Origin of the sequence: Microcoleus sp. Pol8_D6 (assembly GCF_036700965.1) — a bacterium.
Classification (GTDB): domain Bacteria; phylum Cyanobacteriota; class Cyanobacteriia; order Cyanobacteriales; family Microcoleaceae; genus Microcoleus.
This window is the reverse complement of sequence record NZ_JAUBPW010000087.1, coordinates 1-26,484: the sequence shown is the minus strand read 5'-3', so window position 1 is coordinate 26,484 and position 26,484 is coordinate 1. Positions and strand designations below refer to the sequence as shown.

The 26,484-nt window shown below is 45.5% G+C and carries 15 protein-coding genes and 1 pseudogene; 5 read left to right on the top strand and 11 right to left on the bottom strand.

All coding sequences use genetic code 11. The features are described 5' to 3' along the window. Window positions 1–214 precede the first annotated feature (214 nt). Together QUA10_RS25695 and QUA10_RS25690 are read left to right on the top strand one after the other, a co-directional pair. Window positions 215–2,785: a zinc metalloprotease HtpX gene (locus QUA10_RS25695; RefSeq protein WP_333085263.1), complete on the top strand. Its 2,571-nt coding sequence runs from the start codon at window positions 215–217 to the stop codon at window positions 2,783–2,785. 979 nt (window positions 2,786–3,764) lie between these two features. Next, window positions 3,765–4,334 (top strand): RNA-binding protein, encoded by a 570-nt coding sequence (locus tag QUA10_RS25690; RefSeq protein WP_333085264.1) that lies wholly within the window; start codon window positions 3,765–3,767, stop codon window positions 4,332–4,334. A 468-nt stretch (window positions 4,335–4,802) separates the two neighbouring features. On the opposite strand, the gene QUA10_RS25685 is transcribed toward QUA10_RS25690, so the two are convergent. The 7 genes from QUA10_RS25685 to QUA10_RS25655 form a co-directional block, all read right to left on the bottom strand. After that, window positions 4,803–5,810: a tellurite resistance TerB family protein gene (locus QUA10_RS25685; protein WP_333085265.1), complete on the bottom strand. Its 1,008-nt coding sequence runs from the start codon at window positions 5,808–5,810 to the stop codon at window positions 4,803–4,805. Window positions 5,811–6,130: 320 nt separating this feature from the next. Then, window positions 6,131–12,937 (bottom strand): CHAT domain-containing protein, encoded by a 6,807-nt coding sequence (locus QUA10_RS25680; protein WP_333085266.1) that lies wholly within the window; start codon window positions 12,935–12,937, stop codon window positions 6,131–6,133. Window positions 12,938–13,257: 320 nt separating this feature from the next. Continuing rightward, entirely contained in the window at window positions 13,258–14,364 is a 1,107-nt protein-coding gene (locus QUA10_RS25675; RefSeq protein ID WP_333085267.1) for a hypothetical protein, read from the bottom strand. Next, window positions 14,361–16,256: a CHAT domain-containing protein gene (locus QUA10_RS25670; protein WP_333085268.1), complete on the bottom strand. Its 1,896-nt coding sequence runs from the start codon at window positions 16,254–16,256 to the stop codon at window positions 14,361–14,363. Before QUA10_RS25670 ends, QUA10_RS25675 begins: the two co-directional genes overlap by 4 nt. Before the next feature lie 31 nt (window positions 16,257–16,287). After that, complete coding sequence (locus tag QUA10_RS25665; protein WP_333085270.1) at window positions 16,288–17,448, bottom strand: DUF1822 family protein; 1,161 nt, start codon at window positions 17,446–17,448, stop codon at window positions 16,288–16,290. Then, complete coding sequence (locus QUA10_RS25660) at window positions 17,438–18,229, bottom strand: sigma-70 family RNA polymerase sigma factor (protein ID WP_333085271.1); 792 nt, start codon at window positions 18,227–18,229, stop codon at window positions 17,438–17,440. Before QUA10_RS25660 ends, QUA10_RS25665 begins: the two co-directional genes overlap by 11 nt. A gap of 149 nt (window positions 18,230–18,378) precedes the next feature. Further along, complete coding sequence (locus QUA10_RS25655; protein WP_333086413.1) at window positions 18,379–18,570, bottom strand: hypothetical protein; 192 nt, start codon at window positions 18,568–18,570, stop codon at window positions 18,379–18,381. 481 nt (window positions 18,571–19,051) lie between these two features. Here QUA10_RS25655 and QUA10_RS25650 point away from each other — a divergent pair, with 481 nt between their 5' ends. Next, a complete protein-coding gene (locus QUA10_RS25650; RefSeq protein WP_333085272.1) occupies window positions 19,052–20,161 on the top strand; it encodes a hypothetical protein in 1,110 nt (369 codons plus the stop codon). Between the two features lie 78 nt (window positions 20,162–20,239). On the opposite strand, the gene QUA10_RS25645 is transcribed toward QUA10_RS25650, so the two are convergent. The 3 genes from QUA10_RS25645 to cobU all read right to left on the bottom strand — a co-directional run bounded on the left by QUA10_RS25645 (window position 20,240) and on the right by cobU (window position 23,665). Further along, window positions 20,240–22,309, bottom strand: a complete 2,070-nt coding sequence (locus tag QUA10_RS25645) for an AarF/ABC1/UbiB kinase family protein (RefSeq protein WP_333085273.1) — start codon at window positions 22,307–22,309, stop codon at window positions 20,240–20,242. A 77-nt stretch (window positions 22,310–22,386) separates the two neighbouring features. After that, complete coding sequence (locus tag QUA10_RS25640; protein ID WP_333085274.1) at window positions 22,387–22,812, bottom strand: hypothetical protein; 426 nt, start codon at window positions 22,810–22,812, stop codon at window positions 22,387–22,389. Window positions 22,813–23,089: 277 nt separating this feature from the next. Then, the gene (gene cobU, locus QUA10_RS25635) at window positions 23,090–23,665 is read right to left on the bottom strand and encodes a bifunctional adenosylcobinamide kinase/adenosylcobinamide-phosphate guanylyltransferase (RefSeq protein ID WP_333085275.1); all 576 of its coding nucleotides are present in this window, start codon (window positions 23,663–23,665) and stop codon (window positions 23,090–23,092) included. A gap of 323 nt (window positions 23,666–23,988) precedes the next feature. On the opposite strand from cobU, the gene QUA10_RS25630 reads away from it, so the two are divergent. After that, window positions 23,989–24,960: a glycosyltransferase family 2 protein gene (locus QUA10_RS25630; RefSeq protein ID WP_333085276.1), complete on the top strand. Its 972-nt coding sequence runs from the start codon at window positions 23,989–23,991 to the stop codon at window positions 24,958–24,960. A 101-nt stretch (window positions 24,961–25,061) separates the two neighbouring features. Beyond that, the gene (locus tag QUA10_RS25625; protein ID WP_333085277.1) at window positions 25,062–26,018 is read left to right on the top strand and encodes a glycosyltransferase family 2 protein; all 957 of its coding nucleotides are present in this window, start codon (window positions 25,062–25,064) and stop codon (window positions 26,016–26,018) included. 130 nt (window positions 26,019–26,148) lie between these two features. Here QUA10_RS25625 and QUA10_RS25620 read toward each other — a convergent pair. Continuing rightward, a pseudogene (locus QUA10_RS25620) lies at window positions 26,149–26,484 on the bottom strand (calcium-binding protein); the annotation flags it as partial.

Sequence of the window (26,484 nt, the reverse complement as noted above, 5' to 3'; positions counted from 1 at the left end):
GGAGAAAACTGCGGAGTCTTTTGGGTTTGAGCTAGTTGCTAAAACTCCGCAGTTAGATTGAGTTTCTTAGGAGGACTTTAGCTTTGAGGCAGGGGTTTAAATCCCTGCCGGATCGTTGCGATCGTGCAATATCTCAGAAACAAATAATTTTAGTAAGATTATTTAAGTACCTTGCAGCAAAGGTTGCAACAAATAGTGACAGAGAAATAGAGCTGTGTTAGAACAGCTATCGATCGACCAGCCAAGCTATCTTAGAAAGGACGCTAGCGAAAGCACAGTCATGGCACCTCCCACTAATCCAAATCCGGCGGATTCATCTGCAAAACAGTTTCTAGAGGCTGGGCTAGCAGCTTTGAAACAGCAGGATTACCCCACCGCGATCGCCCTTTTAGAATCCGTTACCCAAACCGCAGCTAATCAGCCGTCGGGAATCCGCGCGCAGATGGGGTTGGTGGCTGCGTACAAAGCAACCGGTAATGTGAAAGAGGCGATCGCCCTGTGCTCTTCCCTCGCCAAAAGTCCCAACTCTCAAGTCAAAACTTGGGCAGATCGCGCTTTAAAAGAATTAACCCCCCCTCGCCCCCCAAAACCACCGGCGAATAAACCAAAATCCGCAGAAACTCCCCCCGAAACAGGCTTTGTCGCCTTTGATGCCGGAACTAAATCGGCGAAAAAATCGATAGAGGGCGATCGACCTACCGTAGACAAAAAAACAGGATTTTTACCTTTAGAGCCGGCTGTAGAGCCTGGAAACGCCAAATATCAACCGATTTCCCCGCCGCCTCCACCCCCCACACCGCCGATTCGCCCGACATCAGAGGGCGGGCACGGGGGCACCGCCCCTACAGAAACCACACCCGATACAGAAATTAGTGGCGAAAATAGTTCCGCTTCCCCAACAGATATCCCCGGAGTCGCCAGCCCAGATACTTACCAACTCACTTGGCGCGAAGCAGGCCGCGCGAAAAGCCCGCGCCCCCTCAAACCGCTGAAGCTGCTGGAGTTTCGGCTGCAAGCCGTTGCAAGTGCGATCGCCCTATTTTTCCTAGCCCGGTTTGTCCTGCAATTGCTGCTGACAAACACTAATTCTCTATTAGTTCAGCTTTACATATTCACTAGACTGCCTATTTTCGCGCCGATTCAGCTTTTTTACCGCGATCCAACTCCGTTTGTTCAGATGGTTTTTGGATTGCTTTTGGCTTCGTCTCCCTGGCTGATAGACGCGCTGCTGAAACTGTTTTGCGGCGTCGAAACTCTGCGCGGGTCAGTTTTATCCAAGCACAGCAAGGAAGCTAGTCGGGTACTGCGAAGTTTTTGTACCAAGCAAAATATGCCGGTGCCGGTGTTGAAACTCTTGCCGCTGAATGTTCCTGTAGCTTTCAGTTACGGCGGTTTGCCCCGTTTTGCTCGGATTGCTGTGAGTCGCGGGCTGTTGGAACAATTGACGGATGATGAAATTGCTACTATTTTCGCGCGGGAGTTGGGCCATATCTCTCACTGGGATTTTGCGCCGATGTCGCTGGCGCTGCTGGTGATTCAGATTCCTTACTTGATTTATTGGCAGGTGGCGCACTGGCAAGAGCGGTTGTGTGATTTAATGACGATCGAGTTTTTGCGTTCTGCAGTCAAATTTGTGGCCGCTGCAATTTCTGCTACCAGTTACGGGATTTATAAGTTGTTGCGCTGGCCGATGTTGTGGCTGTCGCGCCGCAGAGTGTATTTTAGCGATCGCACTGCTGCAGAAATTACGGGCAATCCTAACGGTTTGACGCGGGCACTGGCTAAAATTGCGATCGGCATTGCTGATAATATCGAACAGCAAAAACAAACTAGCTTTTTCCTCGAAAGTTTCGATCTATTGTTACCTGTAGGCGTGGGACAAGCTGTAAGCCTTGGTTCTGCTGCATTGCACGCGCCCCTAGAACAGATTTTGCTGTGGGATGTCAGCAATCGGGAGCGCAATTGGTTGACGGTTAACCGCGCGCATCCTTTGCTGGGAGAGCGTTTGAAGCTGTTAGCCCTCTATGCTCAATTCTGGCAACTGGAGACAGAGTTAGATTTGGCAAACGCGGGAGTGCAAGAACAGCCCAGGAAAGGAAAATTGTCTCTGTTTAAGTCAATACTCGAATTTAAAGACTCAAAACTATTTTTACAGGGTGCACCGTTTTTTGGAATTCCGATGAGTTTGGCGATAGTCGGGGTGCTTTGGCTGATTGGGGGGATTTTTTCGAGGACGAGTTTTTGGCAGTTGGATTGGCTTTGGGGCGATCGATCGATTATTTGGGGCTGTTTGCCGATCGGATTTAGCATCGGTACTTTGATGCGGATCAATTATTTCTTCCCGGATATTATACCGCGAGAAACCGCTTCGCCGAGTTTGCCGGAAATTTTGTCAAATCCCGATAGTTTGCCGTTGGATGCTGAACCCGTGCGGCTGGAAGGGCAACTTTTGGGTCGATCGGGTATGAGTAATTGGCTGGGACAAGATTTGATTTTGCAAACGGCGACGGGTTTGGTGAGGTTGCACTATGTTTCCAGGTTTGGCTACATTGGCTCTTTGTGGCCATTTTTGTTCAAAGAGACTACTCGCCCTAGCGATTTGATCGGAACATCTGTTGTGGCGACTGGTTGGCTGCGCCGGGGTGCTACTGTGGCGATCGACCTTGAAAGCCTCCGCAGTCAAGGAGGGAGGGTTAGTGACAGCGGACATCCGATTTGGTCTGCGATTTTGGCTTTTGCTGCTGCTTTTTGGGGCGCATACATCATTATCCAGGGCCCAAGGTGAGGAATAGTTGTCCGATTGTGGTGTGGATCGGCCTTAACGCGCAGCCAGGATTAGTTTTGAGTTAAACAGCGGAGGGGCGATCGGATTCTGGAGTTGCTCCCTAGGCATCCTAGAGTCTATCCGTTACATCCGTTACATCCCGTACATTGCTCGTTGCCGGACTTCCCTCGTAAAGAAAAGTTGCTTTTTTGCCAGCCCTCTGTTACATTAGTTTACATGAATTGGATTGAACCAAATAGCGCTATAACTTCAGTTGGCTAAAATCCCTTAAGGCATTGCGTAAAAATTGTCAACACCCCAACACAGCAAGTACTGGCAGCCGCTTGTCGGCTGTTTTTTTTTCTACCGCTATTTTTGCTGTGCGGGATGAATTCTCAAAAGTGATTGAGATGTGGTTTCCGTTAAATTCAGACTGAAATCTTCCTAAATAACTAGCTCTGTTACCAAGGCTGTGATACCTTTAAAGAATGCTCGGACTCTGCCGGGCCTGATTTAAGGGATACCGGGTAAATGAGTAGTTCTCAGCATTAGGAGCGAGATTAGGATCGAGGTAAGATTAGTGGCTGAAAAAATGTTAGCCATTTTATCCATCACTGTATTAAACTGAATACTGGCATTCCGATCGCTTGCAATTGACATCCTTGGACATAAATTTCTAGACGGCGCTGGCTATAAACATTCTGAATCAAAACCGGAAGCAAGTAATACAGAATAGCCAATAGCCTAAACATTTGAGTGATGACTAAAAGTTTACACAACAACCTGAGATTTAAAAGCTCTCTGCATCGGCGGTTAAGTTCCGGCCTTATCAGAGTAAATCATCTTTTGGTTCTAAAAGGTGGGGGGATCTGTCAAGGTTGGTGGGAGGAATGCGCCAATTCTCGGGTTATGTGGTGTTTGCCTGAAGTAAATATTCAGTTGACTTCAGGTAATTCTGTTCGAGCAAATTAATTAAAACCCAAGTCGGGAGGAAATTTTCATGTCTATTCGTCTTTATGTTGGCAATCTACCGAAGGAACTCGATCGCCTAGAATTGCAAGAAGTTTTTGCACCGGAGGGCGAATCTGTTACCACCAAGGTAATTACAGACCGCAAAACAGGAAAATGCAGAGGATTCGGTTTTGTGACGGTGCTAACCGATGAACAAGCCGACCAAGTTATTGAGAAATATAACGGCTTGATGTTCAAAGAAAACCCGCTGAAAATAGAGAAGGCATTGCCCCGCTCTAAGGGTAAATCTGAGAAGGGTGAAGACGATCAGCAGCAGTCGCCGCAGTCACCGCAGTTGGTGTCGGCATCGGCGTCTGTGCCTATGCCTGTGCCTGCCCCGCAGCAACAGCAGCGCTCTGCTTCGGCTCCTCCTACCCAAGGTGGAGGCGGTTCCAGCAAAAGCAATCGCCGTCGGGGTGACAACAACAAGTCTCGCCGCAATCAGTCAGCAGCAACGGTGTCGAGCCCTGATTCCGGCTCGGTGCAGCCAGATCCGCGCTGGGCGAGTGCTCTGGAAGAACTCAAGCAAAGATTGGTGGAAGCTCAGACTACTAATTAGTCGCAAATGGCCGCTAATTGCTGCTATCTCTCGACTGTGGTTGACTGAATGTATCTGGAAGTGCGATCGAGAATCGGTCAAAAAACCCTGTTCTCGATCGCACTCTTTTATGGTAACAAACCTCTAATATCTAGCAGTGCGGTAAAATAAGCGCGATCGGGCAAGTAATGAAAACTCAAGTCCTGACTACCAACCAGTTAGATTTTGGTCGATCGACCGAACACGATGTCATATCGTTTCCGGTTGCATCGGAATAATAAAATCGAGTCAACAGTTAACACTCAACCATTCAGTTTTTCGACCCGCCCGTCAACAGTCAACAGTCAACAATTCCGGAGGAGTGACCAGAATTGATCTCATATCCTGAGAATGGTTGGCAAAAAAACCCGGTTTCTCTAAAAATATAGGGTTGAGCAGCGAGATATCTAGAAAGAAACCAGATTTTTAGCCCGTCTAAACAAGTCATTTTTATTCGATCGGCCCGAATTCGATTGTCTCAATAAACTCAAAAATCTTGTTCATAATTCCCTCAACTTCAGACTCCAGGGAACCCAATTCATCCCCCTCCTGATAAATTCGCTGACAGCTTACCGTGTAGCAAAAATCGTCAGCAATAAAAGCCATAAGTCCCCGGTAAGCATCCAGTCGAGTCAGAGAGCCATCGTTTTCTTGCACGCTGATAGTTGCACCCGCAGGCAAATCGACAACCACGAAATAAGCTTCTTCATCTTCTAAATATTCCGCGTGGAGTAACTTAGAATTGGCAACATTAGCAAGAATTGCCTGAGAAACAAAATTGTCGAGAAAAGACTTGAGATAAGCTTCCTCGCCAACCGACTCGATTGTTTCTTCCACTTCACCAGCAACAGGGAAATAATCAATTTTCAGCAAAACGCCAAAGTCATCTGAAAATGCGACACAGCTTTCTTGATCATCAATTTTACCGCCTCGTTGATCATCAACTGGAATGGGAACGCTAAAATTGCCTTCAGGAGATACGTACCATGCCGCATCGAAATCAGACTCTTCGCCCTCTACTTCCGAGTAAGCAGCAATTACATCCTCAATAATTTCTGCTGCTTCCTCATCTTCCACACCTAATGCTTGCTGGAATTCTTGGAGAAAATCCTCGTGCTTCTGGGATATTTCGCCATCTGCAACAAACATTGCTGCGGTTATTGCAAAAGTATCCAAAACTAACTCATCTGGCATAGATTCCCAAGCAGTATTAAATAATGCTCCTAAACCGTCTTTAGCGACAATACCGTCGAATCTTTGAAACATTGCTGACATATCATCTTCCGAGTATTCAGCAAATATTTCTGATTCCCAAAGTATGCTTTCTAAGATATCAGCATCCGTGTCAGGGGAATTTGCCTCTGCTGCCACAAATGCTACCGCTGCTACGGATTCTTCTAAAGTTAAGCTTGCTTCGGATTGGTCTTCTGAATTGAATATTTTATCAAACTTGGCCACAGGTTTTGCCCCGCTAGTGTTTAGTTTTGCTATTCATAGCAAATTTAGGACATAAAAAGATAGTCGTCAATCGATTTTAGATTTTAGATTTTAGATTTTAGATTTTAGATTTTAGAATTGAAGCATTGACCCCACGGATAAATTCGGGGGCTCCTTTATCGGATACAGGTTTTTTATTTCTGGACGGATGAATCCGGGGGCTTGTATCCTGGATGCTTTGGGTCAGGGATACTCTGGGCGCCGTGTCCTGCGCCGTGCTGTTTCCCTACAGATATCGCACCCGACACGGCGCTGTACCGTTTCCCTGCCGATATCGCCTATTACCAAGGACTGCCAATTATTGTGAATCCGGCCCAAAACTTGGGATGAGATAAATCTGCATTTGCTACTTGTGTGGCTTGATTAATGTCGATCGCGCCTTGAGTTCCCCGCAATTGACCGTTTTTAATTAAAATTTGTTTGTGGATCATTGCCAGTTGAGCTTTTCTGAGCGCTTCAGCTTTAATTGGGGCCGATCGCAAATTGCCATAAAACTCAGTCATCAACGCCAAAGTGCCGATATCATTAACTTTCCACAAACTCGCCAAAGCTGATTTTACACCGCTGCGGACGGCCAGTCCAGCAAAACCCATTTCTGCTGCTGTACTGTCACCGATCGCAGTTTCGCACGCACTCAGCACTAATAACTCGACTTGTCGGCGATCGTACCACTTCGCCAACCTAAATTCATCCAGCGCCAAAGAGTTGTCCCACAAATCAATCTCAGCTTCTCTTCTTCCATTTTCGCCTTGAGGAAAACTGGCGTGAGTAGCTAAGTGAACGATTCCAAATGCCTGTTGTTCTCGCTGTTTTCTCAGGTTTTGCAGGGTAAATTCTTGATTGAGAAAAGAGCGGCCTTGCCACAAGGGAAATGCTGTTTGATTTTGCGTTTCTGTTCTCCTCCCGGCGATCGCAGATAATTCGAGCGGCACCGCACGCAAAGGAGGTTTATCAGTGTGGGGAAATTCGGAAGCACCCATTGCTAAAACTTGAGCGTTTTTCAAACTTTGATACTTTGTGTTAGTCAAGCTGACACTGGGAAGTGATCCTACACTGTACTTTTCTACTAGAAATTGCTTGCCGTCGTGCAAAGCCGATAGTGGCAGTTGGCGCAAACCAGCATCAAAGCAAAACACTAGCGTATCTATATTTAATGCTTCTAAATTTGAACTAATCGGCGCAATTAACCACTGGTAAAGTTGCTGAGCTATTGGCAAATATTCTCCACTTTCCGAATCAGTTGCTTGACCCAAAGAGCGATGAAATTCTGCCACTTTTTCCAGCAAAACTGCGTTAGAGACAGGAATATTTCTGAGAATCGGAGGGCCGTCTGGAACTATTAACACTAGGGATAATTCTTCGAGACGGACGATCGCGTAAACAATTACAGCTTGCTTCCCGGTTTCCTCCTTAATTGTTTTCAGAGTTTCTCTCAGATATTGAACGTTAATTTTTTTATCCGTGAAATTTTCCCCATAATAATTTTCGTAGTCTTGTTCAAAGAGCTGGTCAATTATGGCAACAGCATCATTAGGATTGTTTTGATCTAAAGTTTGTTCAACGAGCAATCTGCTTGGTGAGGGAAAGATATTTGGGATATCTGCAGGTGCGGGATTTTCTGCGATCGGAGGGGGAGTGGGAGTTGGCGCGGGAGTTGGGGCGGGGGCTGGAATTTGTGCAGGCGCGGGAGTTGGTGCGGGAATTGGAGTTGGTGCGGGAATTGGTGCGGGCGCTGGAGTAATAGTCGGTGAATCTTGAACTGGCGCTGTATTTATTGCAGCCATTCTCTCCCAAACATCCGAAAGATTGAAATCAAATGGTTCAGAAGTAGCAATCGGTAAACTAGGAGTTTGATCGATTATTTCCGGCGGAGTTTCTGCGACTGAAACAGTTAAATTGTCAGTAGATGGCTGTAAAGAAATTAGGTTATTTGCTTCGGCTCCGGCAATGGTGTTAACTGACGGGGTGTAAGGAAGTTCTAGGGAGATAATTGTTTCATTGTTACGCTTCCAATCTAATTGGGTGTTTCCCGTTTCAGCATTTTGGTCGATCGAGGTTTGTGCTCCCAATAAATCTCCAATTAAAAAAGCTAATTCCTGTTGGGGAGTTTGGCTGGGGCTGACAGCGGGCGCGGGTACGATCGCACTTGCAGGCGCGGGTACGATCGCACTTGCAGGCGCGGGTACGATCGCATTTGCAGGTGCTGGCTGAATCTGAGTTACAGGCTGGGTTACAGAGGCAAGAGGGGCTGTGGGGGCTGGAGTTGGCGCGTTTGAAGGTTGCGGGGCGATCGCAGGTTGAGCGGCGAGGGAGGAGAGGATTTGGGAAACAGAGGGAAGGGTAGGTGTTGAAGCTATGCGGGCAGCAGCGTTTGGGGTTGTGGGCGTCGAGGGCTGTGTGGGGCGGGCGCGGGGTGGCAGTACGAATGAACCGGGCAATTCAGGTAGTCGGATGTTGAGGGGAAAACCAGGTATCGGATCGGGTGTTGCCGAAGGTGCGATCGAAGTTTCGGGAATTGGGGCAGGTGCGATAAATATTTGGGAAATTGGGAAAGGTGCGATCGAGCTTTCGGGATTTGGGGATGGTGCGATCGAGCTTTCGGGTGTTGCCGAAGGTGCGACGGGTAAACGCGGTGGGAGTTGTGGTGAGGGTGTGCTTACGGGCGCTGGAGTATCTGCGGGTGTGGGTGCAGGCGTGGGAGTATCTGCGGGTGTGGGTGCGGGCGTTGGAGTAGCTGCTGGTGTGGGTGCAGGCGTGGGAGTAGCTGCGGGCGTGGGAGTAGCTGCTGGTGTTGGAGTAGCTGCTGGTGTTGGAGTAGCTGCTGGTGTCGGTGCAACTATTGGTGGTGGCACGGAGATAATTTGAATGCGATCGCCATCCTGTCTGTGAGTATAAAGATAGGAGTTATCCCGCAAAATTGTTTGAATAGGATTAGAATTTCCCCTAGTAATTGCACCCGCCGTTCCATTTATGGCAGAATCACCTACAATAAACGGCGTTAATCCTGCGCCTCCGTGGCGGATAATTATAGTACCGCCGTTGCTATCTCCAGGATTTCCAGCCGTAGAAATGCTGGCATTGATGCCGTTTCTGTCTGTGAAGGAATTGAGCGCTCGAAAAAACCTTCCCATCTGAATCTCGACATTGCCTCCCGTACCCTTGCCGAGACTACTTTGAGCGTTAATTTGACTCGCAGTAATATCGCCCGCAGCACTGCGGTTATAAGCCGTCACATTCCCTGCATTCCCCTCAGCCGAAGAGTCAATTTTACCAACATTAATACTTCCGGTAGCGTCGAGCAAGATACTGCCGCCATTACCAGCAGACGAGGTATTGATATCGCCAGCAGTAATATTAGTTCCAGCGCTCAAAGCGATATTACCGCCAGTGTTAGGAGAAGTCGCATTGAGATTTTGCGTTGTGATTTCTCCGTTCTCACTAAACAAAGAAATTCCGGCGGGTGAGGTGATATCTTGGGCTGTAATATTATTCGTAGTAATAATGTTAATTGCACTGGAACTTTCGGGGAGATCATCTTGAATACTGACGCTGTTGAGGGGAGAGACACTGCCCACAGCCTCACCAAAATCAACACTTCCCGCATCGGGTTGAACAGTAAGACTGTAAGGCCCGTCAACAGTAGACTTAAAAGTAATATCGCCAGTCTCTAAAATTTTGACCGACAGGTTGTTACCTAATGTTACCGGAGCGTTAAAAGTAATATTATTGCGGTTAGTTTCTATCTTGCCACTGGCAGTAATAGAGTCATTTGCCTTGACCTCAATATTGCCGCCAGTCACAGTAATACTGGGAGTGAAAGTGCGGGAATTAATATCGGATGTGGAAACTGTTCCTTGAGCATTTATGGTGACATCTCCGCCTTTACCATTTGCCGCAGCGGTAATAATTGGGCCTGCTGTTGTGTCGATATTACCGCCGCTTTGAATGCGAAGATTGCCACTATTGGCATTGAAGCCACTTAATAATACAGCGGAGTTGCCAATTCCGGCTGTAGTGATATTGTTGGTGGCTTCTAGGGAAATATTGCCGCCGTTGTTGCCACCCATTGCATTGATGATTCCGGCGGTAGTATCGATCGCCCCGCCGCTTTTAAACGTGATTGAGCCGCCGTCTTGATTGCCGATCGCCCGGATGGCGCTGGTAGTAATATTTCCCCCAGCATTTAGAGTAACATTGCCGCCTATCTTAGTTTTAAGACCGGGAGATGAACCGTCATAACTTGTCAATAGCTGACCTGTAGTGATATTGCCATTGCTATTAGTAAAGTTAAGATTTCCACCCTGTATTCCCGATACTAATACATCGCCTGTATTAATGTCACCCCTGGTAGTAGATAAAGTAACATTGCTACCGTTGCCGTTACTAGAAGTACCCGCGATCGCGGTTCCTGTTGTCGGTGTTGTGATGCCGGTGCTGGCTTGAATGGTAATATTTCCAGCAGCGCGATCGCCCGTGACATCGACGATCCCTCCGATGTTAATTGTACCGTTGCTGTTAGTAAACTTTAGATTTCCACCCTGTATTCCCGATACTGACACGCCACCTATATTAATGTCACCGCTGGCAGTAGATAAAGTAACATTGCTACCGTTGCCGTTACTAGAAGTACCGGCGATCGCGGTTCCTGTTGTCGGTGTTGTGATGCCGGCGCTGGCTTGAATGGTAATATTTCCAGCAGCGTTCGCGCCCGTGACATCGATCGTTCCGATGTTAATTGTACCCCCACTTCTAAGGGCGATCGTCCCGCCGTTTTGAGTGGCGCTTAGATTGAAGTTGCCAGTCGTAATATTATCGCGATCTGCTATTAAAGTTATTGACCCACCATTTTCAGGGGCAAAAATTAGACCCAACATCCCATAAGACAAAGTATTTTGGTAGAATTCACCTGTATTAATGCTGCCATTAGTGCTAGTAAAATTAATTATGCCTCCCTGTGTGTTACTCTGCCCTCTACCGTAGGCAGACACTTTACCTGTTGTAATATTTCCATTAGCAGAGAGACGTATATTGCCACCTATATTATCGCTTTGGGAAATAGCATTTATCTCGCCAGTGTTAATAGTTCCATTTACGCTAGTAATATTGATATTTGCAATATCAGCTTGTCCTCCATATATACTACCTGAGATTATATCATCCACAGAAATATTACGGGCGGCCTGTAAAGTGATAGAACCAGCAACGCGGGAGGTAGTAATCGATCCAGCGATAATCGATCCTCCATTGCGAGGAAAAATAATTCCTCCCTGTTCGCTGATGATGGTAACATTACCGCTCCTGCTACTAGATATGTCCTGAGCCTTTCCTGTTCCAGAACTATTTATACAAAAAGAAGTAATGCAGTTGAAAGATATATCGTTTTTTGCTTTAATAGTAATATCACCCGAATGTATGGTTGCCGCAGAATCTAGACTACCTGTAGTAATAGCGCCACCTGCATTCAAAGTAATGTCACCGGTTGTGAGACTCACACTGATAAGGCCTGTCACATTTGCAGTAGAAACTCTATCTGTAAGGATGTTGCCTCTAGCCGTCAAAGATATTATACCACTATCATCTGTATAATTGAATGTACTAATCTGTCCTGTTTGAATATTGCCACCAGATCGCAAAATTACCGATCGCGAATTACCCAAAATAAATTCATCTGTACCCGGAGAAGCACCAGCGTAAGTGGCATCGACACTCGTAATATTGATATCTCCATTAAAAATAATATTTCCCGTACCCGAAGTCGTATCTACCTTGAGGGAAGCCCCCGTATATCCCCCAGAGGTATAATCATTAGGTTGTGTAAAAATTGGATCGTACAAACTGGTAAAATTAGCAGGTTTGCCCGAACGATCGAGAATCGACATATTATTGCCACTGCGAAAGTGAGCATCTGTAGATATGATGCCATCACTCACTAAAGTCAGATTCCCGCCACTCACAAATGGCGTTTGCGAAAGATGATTCAGCGCCAAAAGATCGATACTTTGATTTCCCTGAATGTAGAGATTACCCCCAGCATTTGCCACAAACGGATTTGCCACACTGTCGCGCACCCGCACGGTATTGTTAGCCAGCAAATTCAAATCGCCAGTTGTACGCAATTGACTTTCAACTAATGTCAAATTGCGATTAGCTGACAGCGTTGCAGTCTCCGCATTTACTCCTTTAGCAGTGACATCTCCATTCTCTACCTGCAAACCAGAACCCGTTAATTCTATTTGCCCTCCAGCGTTGACTGTCACCCCCGTGGCACTTCCCCCGCCACCCGCCAACAACTGCGGCAAAGATGCAACGGGCAACACCCAATTTTGAGGCAAACTGCCCGCTACAGATTGCGGCTGAATCTCCAAACTCAACAGATTTCCAGGTTGACTAATTCTGACTAAACTCTCGCCGGGAACCGCCGCAACAATAATATTTCCTCCCGGTGCAGAAAGTTGTCCCGTACTCAAAACCGTGCCGCCCAACAAAGTTAAATTTTGCCCTTGTCCCACCGCCAAATTGCCTAAATTGACAATTCCTCCCGGTTGCGTATTTGTAAAAGCAAAACTATTAGGACTCCCGACTAATAAAGCATAATTATTCGTACCACCCGCACTAAACCAATTATTGCCAAAACCGATGCCCGTCGCAGTAGTCGCAGTGAAAGCAGCAGGCACGTTCAAACTAGAATTTGCACCGAAAACAATCCCCGCCGGATTCATTAAAAATAAGTTGGAATTGCCGCCCGTAACTTGAATTAATCCGTTAATTAGCGAAGCATCGCCGCCGACAACTCGCCCTAAAATATTCCGAATATTGGGATTTGATATAAAGTTAGCAGTTTGTCCTTCAGTTAAACCAAATTGTTGGAAACTGTGAAAGAGATTCGCACCGTCGCCAGATTGTTGTCCGCCGTTGATGTTGAATTGGTTGCCGCTGGGAGTAATTTGAGTATTAGTGCCGTCGGTTGCGGGGGTGATTTGGGCTGTGGCTGTTTGGGATGGGGAAAAAAGTCCTATTTGCCAAGTTGCTAAGGTGGTGAATGAGAGAAAGGTTAGAAAAAAGCGGGGTTTTTTGTGTGTGGATTTCATGGTTTTTTTAGTAGATGATATCTCGTAGACTCTGATAGTCGGCGAGTCCCGCAGTCCGCCAGGGGTTGAAACCCCTGGCTAATAGCGAAAGTCCTCGCTATGAGGACTGTATAAACAAGCAAATTTTGACTTATTTCTTAGTCCGCGAAGGCGGACTTTGTTTGACAAGAAGCGGTTTCAACCGCCGAGTGATAAAGAGGCTAAATTAACCTGATTTAATATCAGTCCACTTTAGTGGACTTAAGCTTTGAGGCAGGGAATTCATTCCCTGCCGGAATTAAGGTCACAAATCCTGCCTGAATTAACGTCACAGCCCGTGACTATTTCCTCTGTTCCCTTCTTTGCAAATCTCGCAATTGCTTCTCTACCTTTTCCGCCATTGGCAAATCTCCCAAAGTTTGAAATCCATCTTTTGCCATTCGCAAATATTTCATAGCTTCCAGATTATTTCTCATCGCTGAATGAACTTGCCCCAATCCGTATCGAGCGGCTGTTAACTCCTCAATATCGTCAGGTTTCGCCGTATTAATCACCTTGGAATAGTAGACTTCAGCCTGGGGAACCAGTTCTAGCTTTTCCAAATACAGATCACCCAACGTGCGATAAATTGGCGGTGTTTCCACGCCTGTTTCTTGTAATTTTTCTAAAACTTCTCTTGCTTCGGCAATCAAGTTTGTGTTAAGATAAATGGTAGAAATGGCTAATTTTTTAGCGTTTTCGTTAGGTACTTGTTTGTCGATCGCCCCAACCTCACTTTTCACCCTTTCCACCTCACTCTCATCCAGCAAGCTAAACTCGATATCCCCCTCCCCAACAGCGCTTTCCGATGAAGCACCTGTATTTGCCTCCACAATCAACTTGTAGCTAGCACCCGGTTTCAGCGCCGGTTCCCCCGGATAGACAGCCTCAGTACCGTTAACAGTCATTTCCCAGTTTAATTTCGCCCCATTTTCGCGGAGACTCAACTTATAGCTAGTAGCACCAGCAACCGGATTCCACCGCAAAATTGGCTTGCTGTCGAGCAATTTTGTCCGCCGCGGACTGATAATATAAGGAATTGGCGCGCTATTCCAGGTAATTTTACCGTCGCCGCGATCGGGACATTTAATCAAGTCGCGACTGCAATCAGATTTCGGCTCTTCTTTGGCTAAAAAACAGCTATTCAATTGATTTTCACCCGGTGCGATCGACTTAATTCCCAAATCGGCACATTGGATCGTCAGTTGGGCATTTTGTGCAGTTCGCAATTTGTCTCCCGGATAAATCGGCGTACCGCTGGTAGGGCGGACAATTCGGCCGTTTTGGCGCTCGATCGCAACTTCTCCGGTAGTATGGATAATCAGTCCGTTGGATATTCTGTTACTGGCTGCTAGTGCAGTAGTGGCGATCGAGCTTAATGCTATAAAAGTTGCAATCCTGATTTTCACTTGATATTTCCTTTTATTCGTAAATATTGTTTGGCACTTTGGATACATTGCTCTTGTTCTGGTACGCTAGATTTAGAATATTTAATCGTTTTTTTCCAGTGTTCTAAAGCTTCATCTGGCTTACCTTGAGTTTCCAGAACCCGTGCTAAAAAACAGTGAGCTTCAGGGCTATTGTCTGTCAATCCAATTGCTGTTTCAAAATCTATCTCTGCATCGTCATATTGCTGTTCTTTGAACCGTATCCAGCCGCGATTTTTGAGACAAGCAGCTTTTACTCCGTCGTATTTAGCGTGTTCTAAACAAAGGTTTATCGCCTTTAAAGCTGCTTGATGTTTGTCCTTGCGAATGAATAATTTAGATATTTGAGCAGAAGCATCAGGAAGTCCTCGCAATACCGCATTTTGCATTGCCTCTAACGCACCTCTATCGTCATTCAATTCGTCGCATAACATAGCTAAATTATAGTAAGGTTGTGCATAATTCAGGTTAATTAAGCTTGCTAACTTGTAGAATGATTTAGCAATTAAAGGTTTATTTTGACGGTGGTTTTCCATACCAATTTGATTCGCAACTGGGGCAAGTAGCGGGCCCATTAACATATAACTGCTAGCGGTAGTAGCTAAACCGATTCCCAGGCGCTGCATCAAATTAGAAATAAAAATAGAGATATCGTTGTTTGGGCGATCGTCCCCAGTATCACCCAAAACATCTGCCACACCAACAACCGGGCGATTCCCTACGGGATAGCTGCGCTTCACGCGGTTTAATTGCAGTAAAGTCAACCCCTCAAAATTTGGCTGCTGACAGAGCACTGGTATCGCACTCGCGCCGGGAAACTCAGATTCCCACTTCTGTAAATAATCCTTAGCTTTTCGTACTGCTAAAAACAAAGGATATTCTTTGCTTAAATATCCGAATAAAGACTTAACAAAATCGTGAGCAATTTTATCTGGTATCGGCGCACGCATCACAATCATTGCCGGTAAAGGCAATCCTCCTGCCACTAAATCTGCTGCCAATTGAAGGCTCGAACAAGAGTTTAAAATTAGTAACTCCAATCCTTGAAAAATTGATTTTTCCAACCCCTCTTTTAAATAGTCTATTGTGACAGTATTATCGCAATTTGCTTGATTAATATGCAGCCATCCCTTGACAGCATTGCTATTGCTATGTCCGCCGTAATATAAAATCTGCCAATTTTTTTCATCCTTTAACAACTGTTCGCGTAGCTTTTCCGGTGTTGGCTGGTGAATAAATTGTAAGTCGCAGTGATCGCCAAAAGACATTTGAAGACTTTTCTGATCTTGTCGCAGATCGAGTCCGTCACTATTACCGGATACACATAAAATTCTACCTCGCGAAGGCAGAGGCATTCCTCCTGTAGTTGCCTTTTTGAGAGCTTTTCTATACTGTGACGGACTTTTGATTATCTCACAATTTTTGTAATCTTCGCGAAATTTCCATGCATCCCAAGGCAGATGCCAATTTTCCGAATCTTTGATTTCGAGAAATACTTCAAAGCACTGAGATCTGCCACCAAACGCATCAACTACATTTCTAAAATTTTCCTCAATTCCCCTATAAAATTCCTCACTACTCAGCCACAGCCTCATAGATTCATTCAAATATTGATAGATCAATTGAGGATTATCTTCACAAATATTGGTTGTCCCTGTAGCCTTAACTTTAATTCTAGAAAGGGTGTTGCTAGATTGTCCCGCACGACAAATAAGTTGCCATCTTTTTTGCAGATCATCAACTTCCGGGGCTGGTGGCAAACTTCCTTTAAATTTATGAACTGTTGTTTGGTTTTCTTGAAACTCCCCTGTGATGTCGGGAAAACCCTTGTGTAAATCCCCAATCCCTAAACCCAAGATAAATCTTAAGCTCATAAATTAGACGCGAATAGAGTTAATCGAGATATCATACCACAAAATTTTCTGTGACGCTGAAATCATCTAAAGCTACTCGAATACTAAAGCTCTCGTCTCGATCTACCTCAATATCCTTCAGCAAAATGTACCTCTCCTGAATCCTTGATTGTGACTCGGTTAGATTTTTACCGATGTCGGATATTAAGGAAAGTTTAATATTCTGGGGCAGGTAACGTTCTCCGATCGCCGGATGCAGTTGAACGTGAACTCTGACAGTGCGATCGCTCTCTTCAGCAATCGCCACCAACAAAGCAACAGTTGTCCTTCCCAGCCGCATTCCCAAGTCAATCAACTTAGCCCGCGTGACATCGGCTTCGGGAAACCTATTGATGCTACTTTGACTGCTCTGTAACGCAGATTCTTCTCTCGAATTTCCACCTCCTCGTAATGCAAAACTGGGGGTTTCATCAGGGAAAATCAAGTTTTTTAACTTTTGTTTACCTTCCTCCAATCGCTGCAAAACTATTTCTGCAAAATTTGGCAACCAATTACCTAAATTAGATTTAACCGGATTTTCAATCTCAACAGGAGAAGTTTTTACCTGCGGGTTAAATACAGCTTCAAAAGGCTGCCAATCAGCCGTAAATACATTCATAAACCACTGACTGAGGTTAATTTTAGATTCCAACAAATGTTCTAGATGCCCTAAGAAATCATCCAGGGAATGCAATTCGCTCAATACTAATTGCCCCGCATCCGCAGTTGGAGAAAACCCAAGCAATCTCGCTTCCTTTTCCTCCTCATCAATTTCTACTGCAATATAACCAATGCGTTCTGCCCTTGCTTCCACCGGCACCGGGCAAATCTCAGGCGGAGGTGCCGATGAATCCTGGTTGCCAGTTTCTTGAGTTTGAGGTCGATTTTTAAGCGGACGGCATTCAATTTTTCCCAATCCTTTAACATATAAATCTCCCGCATCTGCAAACAGGCGAATTACGGGATTCCAGCTATCGCATTCAGTCAAGTCAGTCTCAATATCGATGATTTTTAGATAATCGCGAACTGCCAGCACAGCCAAAGTATTGAGATAAACTTGCTCGTGCCTTTGCGGGTGGCGCTGTTGGGTGGCAAAATGCTGAGCAAGTTGCAGTGCCTTCTGAGTAATTGGCATCGGCAAAGATTCGATTTCCCAAAGGTTGTTATGGTTCATTGTTTTGGTACACTCCTGGTATATTTAAAGTTTGATATCCTTGGTCTTCGCAAAATTTTTGCAGCAGATAACGGCAGTCATTGTTGAACAATTGATATAAAGTAGACTGTGCGCAGCCCAACTCTTTTGCGAGTTCTTGAATACTTTGACCGTACAAACATTTGCGCTGCAATAAAACTTGGCAATTTATCTGCGGTTTGCCTCTAACGTGTCTGCTTTTCAACTCGTTATTTGGATCGGTTTCTATCCATGCGAGAATTTCGTCCAAATAGAAACTTACATCAGGATCGGCAGCGATATCGTCCCTGCGATTGATAGTTTTTTCATCTTGTTTTCCTTCTGAGGACGCTATTCGACGGCGGTTTGGTGTGTCACTTTCTTTTATTGGGGCCAGACGACAATCAAAAAGCCGCCTTTCGAGATAGCTATTTAACCAAGTCGTAATCAGGCTTTCTTCGGGATCGTAAGGTCGTTTTGCTGTGGTAGCTTCACATAAATTTCGATTGAGATAGATCCATGTTTCTTGCAATGCCTCTTCATAGTAAGGTGTTTTTTGTTTCCAGAGTTTGCCGGATTTGAGAATCTCTCGAATTAGTTGATTCAAGAAACGACTTCGCTGGAGACTGCCGGGGGGATGCTGGCAAGCTTTGGTGACGAGTTCGAGGATTTGCTGGTGGGCGGGATCTCGATCGAACTTTTCCGATTTTACTGAGCACCCAACAGCATCGGATTCGTCGGATAAGTGGTCTTCCCCCTCGGAGGGGTTGGATTTATCAGTCATAGTTAAGTGCGGCCGCAACTTTGTTCCTACATTTACTTATCAGGATAAGTTGGAGGAATTTATGCGAAATTCAGAAAATTTTTTTGAGCGGATGGTTTAAAGTCTTGCTGTGCGGTGGATTTAGCCGTTAAATAAGATGTGAATTTTTGTTAAGACGCATCAAAACCTGCATAAACCGGGTTTTTGGGATTTATGCAGGTTTGTAACGAAGTCTTCTGCGAAAAACCCGGTTTCTGAGCACCAGTGCGTAACATCGCCCTTAAATCCCGAAAACACCCCTTGTTCCGTACTTTCACCCAGTGTTTGCCAAACTCGACCAAAAAAACTTGAGAGTTTTGCATAAAACTACCGAGCTCACCCTGATAAATAAATAGAAGGGAAATTGCCAAGTACGCGCGAGCGAAGCTATCAGGAGAGGATTGTTATTCCTAGCTCTGATTAATCCTAGATAAGTGGACATCTATCGAATACATAAAAACCAGGTTTATTCAAGAAATCTGGTTTTTGTTTGTGGATATTTTTCTTTAAGTCAGTTTTGGATGCACACCGAGCAAAAAACCAGGTTTATACGTCAATATATCTCGAATTAATCCACGAATTTTGGGAGAAATCGGCTTTTTTGCGTCCATGACTGACTGAATTAAGAACAAATGTAAAATCTTGTTACAAGTTACTTGACATCTGTCATTAAATTTATTTCGGAATGACTATAATTGGGAAAACGTAATGCTGTCATTCGCTCTTGGTTGCGAAGAAGCTCAAACCCTTGCCACACAGCCATTGAGTGCCTCAGTCTTGACTATTAACAAATCAAAAAATTCCATGCAGAAACTAACTAGAATTTTATTCACTACAGCTTTAACCCTAAGTATTTTGTGTTCTCCCACAGCAGCTTTCGCCAAAGCAAAAATTCAGATAGCCATCCTTTTAGATTCTAGTAATAGCATGGATGGATTGATTGACCAGACTCGTACTCAACTTTGGCAAATTGTTAATTTTTTAACTAAAGTAACCAAAGATGGGGAAGTACCAGAGTTAGAGGTTGCCCTTTACCATTATGGTAATGACACTTTACCTTCTTCGGAAGGTTTTGTCAGATTATTAACTGGATTTACTCCTGAATTAGATTTAGTTTCCGAAAAGCTATTTAGTATCAAAACCAACGGCGGTCAAGAATATGCTGGCTGGGTAATTCGTTCGGCAATGCAAGAATTAAACTGGAGTAAAAATCAGGAAGATTTTCGCGTAATTTTTATTGCGGGTAATGAACCATTCGATCAAGGCCCAATAGTTTGGAATCAATCTGTCAATCTCGCGGTTAAAGGAGATACCCTCGTTAATACCATCTACTGTGGTTCAGCCGAAAGTCAGGAGCGAAGACTTTGGGCATCAGGAGCAGAGTTAGCAAAAGGCAGTAGCTTCAACATTAATCAAAACCAACAAATTGTAGTAATCAAGTCCCCTTACGACGACGAAATTTCTACTTGGAATACTAAACTCAATCAAACCTACATTCCCTACGGTAGAGAAGGAAGAATAGGACAACAACGTCAGGCTCTTGAAGATAGTAATTCTGGCACTAATTTTGCTTCGCGTAGTGCGTCCAAAGCTTCTGAATACTATGATAATGCTTCTTGGGACTTGCTTGATGCTCTCGAAAACGGAACAGTTAAACTAGAGGCCATATCAGATGATAGTTTACCAGCAATCATGCGAGGGATGACGCTAACCGAAAAAAGAGTATATGTAGCTGGAAAGAAAACCGAAAGAGAGGCGATTAAAAAGACGATCCGCGACTTATCTCAAAAGCGTACAGCATATATTGAACAACAGCGGAAATCTAGTACCAATAATGACGAAAATACTCTTGATTACGTAATGATTCAGAGTCTCCGCCAGCAATTAGCGGCTAAAGGATTTAAGCTTAATTAAAAGAACGCAGACGGAATTCCATCTGCGTTCATCTGTGTTTATCAGCTAATATCTGCGGTTAAAAAAGTCCCAATCAAACTACTTTGCAGCAGGTAAAGACAACTGAGGCGAAGTTTTAGGATAGCTTCCATTCTCAGGAATCGCAGCGGGTTCGGAGGAAAGCAAAAATTCGCGAATTAACCTAGCAACTGCTCTTTGAGCTAAACCGCCGACTACTTTCTGCCCCATGTTCTGCACTTCCGGTTTCACCAACAACTGCGGAAGTAGCTGCAATACTTTCATCGTGTCAAAACCGGGAGTTGATTGCAAAATCTCCCAAATTCGCTTGATGTGTTCTAAATTTTTTTGTTCTGTTTGTGAAACCACAGGTTGATTTGCCTTGACTCCAAACCATTCGCCGACTACAGACTTGGCGTTAGCAAAGGCGTTGCTCGAAAGTGTGTCGATACTTTTGACTAATTCCAGGACAATACGATCGCGAATGAAATCTCCTCTTTCGGAAAATAAATATTCTAAAGCTTGGTTCAAGATTTTGCTCACATCGTAATCCTCGCTCTCGCGGGCATTGTTGAGCAAGTTTTCTAAGCGGTTCCAGCGGAATTCGCCTTGTTTGAACAGCAAATCTTGCAGGGAGGCTCTCAATTCCGGTGCGGGGTCGCTCAACAGCCGTTTTGCAACGTAAGGATAAGCTTTGCTCAACACTTTGAATTCGGGGTCAACGTTGATGGCAATCCCTTCTAACGTAACGAGCGAGCGAATAATCAAAGCGTAGTAAGCTGGAACCCGGAAAGGATATTCGTACATTACCGCCGAGAGTTCGTCAGTAATGCTTTTGAAATTGAGTTCGGCAACGCTAGCACCCAAAGCATTGTTAAATACGCCCGCCAAAGCTGGAATAATTGGCGTTAAATCGGTGTCGGGAGTTAAAAACTCCAACTTCACGTAATCTTTTGCTAAACCTTCAAAGTCGCGGTTCACCAAATGCACCACAGCTTCCAACAAGCCGTATCGCTGATAAGGTTTAACTTCGCTCATCATCCCGAAATCGAGATAAGCCAATTGACCGTCAGGAGTTGCCAAAAGGTTGCCGGGATGCGGGTCGGCGTGAAAGAAACCGTGTTCGAGAAGTTGTCTGAGAGAACACTGCACACCCACTTCAATTAAGTAAGGAGCATCGATTCCTTGAGCTTTAACGGCTTCTAAATTCGTAAGTTTGATGCCGGTGATCCACTCCATTGTTAAGACGCGGCGGCGGGTATATTCCCAGTAGATGCTGGGAACATAAATGTCTTTGATGTGGCCGTAGAGTTTGGCAAACCGTTCGGCATTTTGTCCTTCGTGGGTGTAGTCCATTTCTTCGTAAATGCGCTCACCCAACTCGTCCATAATGCTTGCGAGGTCACTACGAATTACTTTGAAGTTGTTTTGTGCCCAAACTGCAACGCGCCGGAGGATGTAGATATCTAAGCCGATGTTTTCGGCTAAACCCGGTCGCTGGACTTTGATTGCGACTGTTTCTCCGGTTTTGAGTTTGCCTTTGTAGACTTGTCCGAGAGATGCCGCGGCGATCGGATCTGGGCTGATTTCTGCGTAGATGTCTTTGGGGTGGGCGCCCAATTCTTCTTGGATGAATTGATATGCTACTTCGTTCGGAAATGCTGGCAGTTGGTCTTGCAGCGTTGTTAGTTCTTCTAAATATACTGGCGGTACTAAGTCGGGGCGTGTTGAGAGTGCTTGTCCGATTTTGATGAAAGCTGGGCCGAGTTGGGCCAGAATCTCTCGCAGTCGGACGGCGCGACGCTTTTGGTTGGTGGCGGTACGACCTGTTTTGCCGTCGAACCACACACTGAAGGCAAAGCTAAAAAATGTCCAAACAACGCTCGACAGCCTTCCCCAGACTTGTAGAGGTCGATTTCGGTACAAAGCTGCGATCGCCACTGGATCGTACCGAACAGCATCTCCGGCCAACTCGAAAGCTATGTCTCTGGCTGATTTGAGCCGATCGTCCGTTACGACCTCGGTCTCTAGTGATACTGGTACTGCTTGCAGGGGAATTGTATTTGCATCTTGGAGATTGCCGAGTACAGCCTGAGTCCCTGAATTTGCATAAGTTTGCGGGGAGGCTGGCGATACTGTCTTGACATTCATAAATCAGACCTAGTGTGAAGCATTGTAAATATATTGTAACAATTTAAGGAAGAAGACCCTTCTTCCTTCTTATATACTTACTCGCCGCTGCTGGATCTTTTGAGTCGATCGCGAATGCCTGATAGTTGCGATTGGCTGCTGACGGGCGATCGAGGTTGGGGCATTTCGGTATCGGGCCAGTTCGGTAAGTCGTTACAGGGACAGAACTCCGGGGGCATCCCGGTTTGTTTGAACACTACGGGCATAGCGCAGCGCGCGCAGCCACTGATTTCCCAAGCTGGTGTCAGCAGTTGGGCAATTGTTTCGTTTGTGCCTTCGAGGTAACAGTCTCCGCTGTCGCGGGAGATGATTTTTTGCCAGCAGTCTTCAAATTCCTGGCTGTAGCGATCGCCGGCATTTACCGATTTGGGCAGCAGCGCTTCGGAACCGTTGCGAATTAATACTTTTTTGCCTAACTGAAACCAGTAAGCAAGATATTTTCTTACTTCACTATCTGATGCCATAACTTTTAGTCAACCCTTCAACTAATTGATTATTTTAGACTTTTAATTTGAATTTAGCACTCTTTCTTAACAGACATTTGATCTTTTACATAATTTCAAAATTTGGCTATTCCTCCTGTCAAATTGTTGGGCTGTTCCCCCTAATGAGTATGTTTTTTGACTAATTGATGTGACTCTTGAGTTTTCAATCTTAGTTAAAATTATACCTGATTTTCAGTTAAAATTGTCCATCGGGAAACCGAGATGTTTTCTCTCTTGTCGATCGCGACTCCGGCTGTTAATTTTTCGCTACGGGCGGCAGCGGGGTACCCAGAGCCCTTAGATCCAAAGCGTAACCTCCGGTGGCGAGATAAACATTATCGGCGATCGCTCCGATGTGGCGGACGAGATTGCCGAGGCGATCGCGAAACAGCCGCCCCGCCGGATAAGCAGGCACAACACCCCATCCAGTTTCTTCCCCTACCAAAATTACATCAGCCGCCGCCGACTTCAAAGTGGCTAGCAAATCTTGCTGCGTAGTCGCCCAAACAGCAGTTTCTTGTTCCAAAAGATTTGCCGTCCAAGTTCCCAGGGAATCAATCAACAAGCAATCTGAGGGCTTGCTGGCCCGCACAACTGCCGATAATTCGATCGGCACTTCTAGAGTTGTCCAATCAACAGGACGGCGATTTCGGTGCTGATCGAGGCGACGAAGCCACTCCAAATCCGCTTCATCAACGCGACTGGTAGCCACATAGATTATTTGTTTTCCCGAACCCGCCGCCAGATTTTCGGCCCATTCACTTTTGCCACTCCGGGCGGGCCCCGTTACTAAGATTAATTGTCTAGATGTGGTGGGTTCTGAGTTAGTCATTAGTCAGCCGATTTTAGATTTTAGCTTTTAGATTTTAGCTTTTAGATTTTAGGTTTACTCCACAACAAATGATTTTGGGAGATTGAAGCTTGGTTAAAATTTTTGGGCTGCTCGTAACTAATGTCGCGGGCTTGTCTCCGTTCTTTGGGCGGGGTCACATACAAAGGATTAAACATAATTCCCAATTGCCAATTACCAATTACCAATTACCAATTATCATTTAAACTGCCAACTACCAAATGCTTTTTAAGCGATAATAGCATTGATGAGACAATATCAGAGTAAGTCGATCAAGAACCCCCGTATTTCCCAAGCTGTTATTTATGCCAGATCATCCTCAGATATCAGCGATTATTTGCACCCACAATCGCGCCGCCTATTTAGGTGGGGCGATCGACAGCTTGCTGGTACAGGATTTTCCCGACAACTTTGAAGTAGTAGTAGTGGATAACGCTTCTAGCGATTATGCCAGCCCCGAAAGTTCGATTTCGCGCACCCGCGAGGTGGTAGAAGCAAGACTGGGCGATCGCCGCCTCAAGTACGTCTGGGAACCCGAAATCGGTCTGTCAGTGGCGCGGAACACCGGCGCAAAGGAAGCTGGCAGCGAAATATTAACTTATCTCGACGACGACGCTATTGCTGAGCCGAATTGGCTCAGGCTGCTGCACGCAGCTTATCAAAGCAATCAAAAACTCGCCGTAGCTGGTGGCAAAGTCAATTTGCTCTGGCCTTCTGGAGTCAGCCCGCCCGAATGGCTGTCACCCGGATTGGCCCAGAACTTGGGAGCATATGATTTAGGCGATACTTGCCTGTACGTGACTGCTCCCGGTTTGACTCCCAGGGGAGTAAACTACTCAATCCGGCGCGCTTTTCTCGAACAAATTGGTGGCTTCGATGTCAAACTCGGTAGAGTCGGCAAAAAGTTGCTGTCAAATGAAGAGTTGCGAACGACAGAATTAGCTTTAGAGTTAGGTTGGCAAGTAGTTTATCTACCGGAGGCCCTGGTACTTCACCATGTCGCAGCAGAAAGGCTCAACAAAGCTTGGTTTCTAGAGCGCGGGTGGTGGCAGGGCATTAGCGAATGTTATCGGGAACAATTGTCCGATCGAGCCGGTATTGCTCAGCTTGGGCGAGGGGGTGAAAGAATCTTGAGGGGTGTCTGGAAGTCTTTTAAATATATTAGAGATCCGGCGCTGCGTTTTGAAAATTTCGTTTTTGCCTGGGGTCAAATCGGTTATTTGAGCGCAGCCATCCGCGGCCTGATTTTTGCACCGAAATCGACCACTAGGTATTAGGCTATAGGCAATATCCCTCGCTGCTCAACTCGTTGGCGCGGCTGTGCCGATCGCACTTCATTCACCAAAACTCGACCGCATTTAGGTTCAAGCACTCGATTATGACATCTAGTTCATCCAAGATTCCGGTTTCAGTTCTCATTCCGGCAAAAGACGAAGAACTTAATCTACCTGCGTGTCTGGCCAGCATTGCCAGGGCGGATGAAGTTTTCATGGTTGATTCCCAAAGTAGCGATCGTACGGTGGAAATTGCCATCAGCACCGGCGCAAAAGTTGTGCAGTTTTACTTTGACAACCGCTGGCCGAAAAAGAAAAATTGGTCATTGGACAATCTGCCATTTCGCAACGAATGGGTATTAATTGTCGATTGCGACGAGCGCATCCCGCCAGAACTTTGGGACGAAATCGCGCGGGCGATCGAAGACCCCAATTTTGACGGCTACTACCTCAACCGCAAAGTCTTCTTTTTAGGTCAATGGCTGCGTTACGGCGGCCGATATCCCGACTGGAATTTGCGTTTGTTCAAGCATCAAAAAGGCCGTTACGAAAATCTAGGCACTGAATCCGTCCCCAATACTGGCGACAACGAAGTTCACGAACACGTCATTTTAGCTGGTCAAGTCGGCTACTTAAAAAATGACATGATCCACGAGGATTACCGCGATTTATTTCACTGGATAGAACGGCACAACCGATATTCTAATTGGGAAGCTCGTGTTTATTACAATATAATTGAAGGGCGCGACGACAGCGGTACTATTGGCGCTCACTTATTTGGAGATGCAGTGCAGCGAAAACGCTTTCTCAAAAAAGTTTGGGTGCGGCTGCCTTTTAAACCAATGCTCAGATTTATGTTATTTTACTTTATTCAGCTCGGCTTTTTGGATGGAAAAGCTGGCTATATTTATGCAAGGTTATTGAGTCAGTATGAGTATCAAATTAATGCTAAACTTTACGAATTGCGCTGTTGTGGCGGTCAGTTGAATGTGGCAGAATCTCAACCGCCTCTGTCGCCACCAGTAGTTATCAGTCAAGAGACAGAAGTGAAATTGCCGTAATAGTAGGTAGGGAATTTTAACCGCCGATGGCGGCGGATTGATGCAGATGAACGCCGATAAATGTTGATTTGGGTTAAGTGCGATCGCCCTGATTTTATCGAATGGGCGATCGCACTTTTCCTTCCTTTCCTTAAACCAGCAGGAAATTAGCCGATGTAATCGAATTGGCACTCACTCCAATCATCACACCTAACTCCTCTCCGGTCAAGACATTTTTGATGAGAGTTCCCTGGGTATTTTGAGTTATGGCTAACTGACCAAAACTCAAACCACCGCTTAATCCAATCAAATCTTGACCCACGGTAAAATCAGCGATTATATCAAATCCTTGACCAGCTTTTAAGGCAAAGATATCATTGCCACTACCGCCAATCAAACTATCATTACCCAAGTCTCCGTAAAGGATATCAGAGCCTTTTCCCCCCAGGAGAGTATCATTATCTTCCCCTCCATAAAGAGTATCATT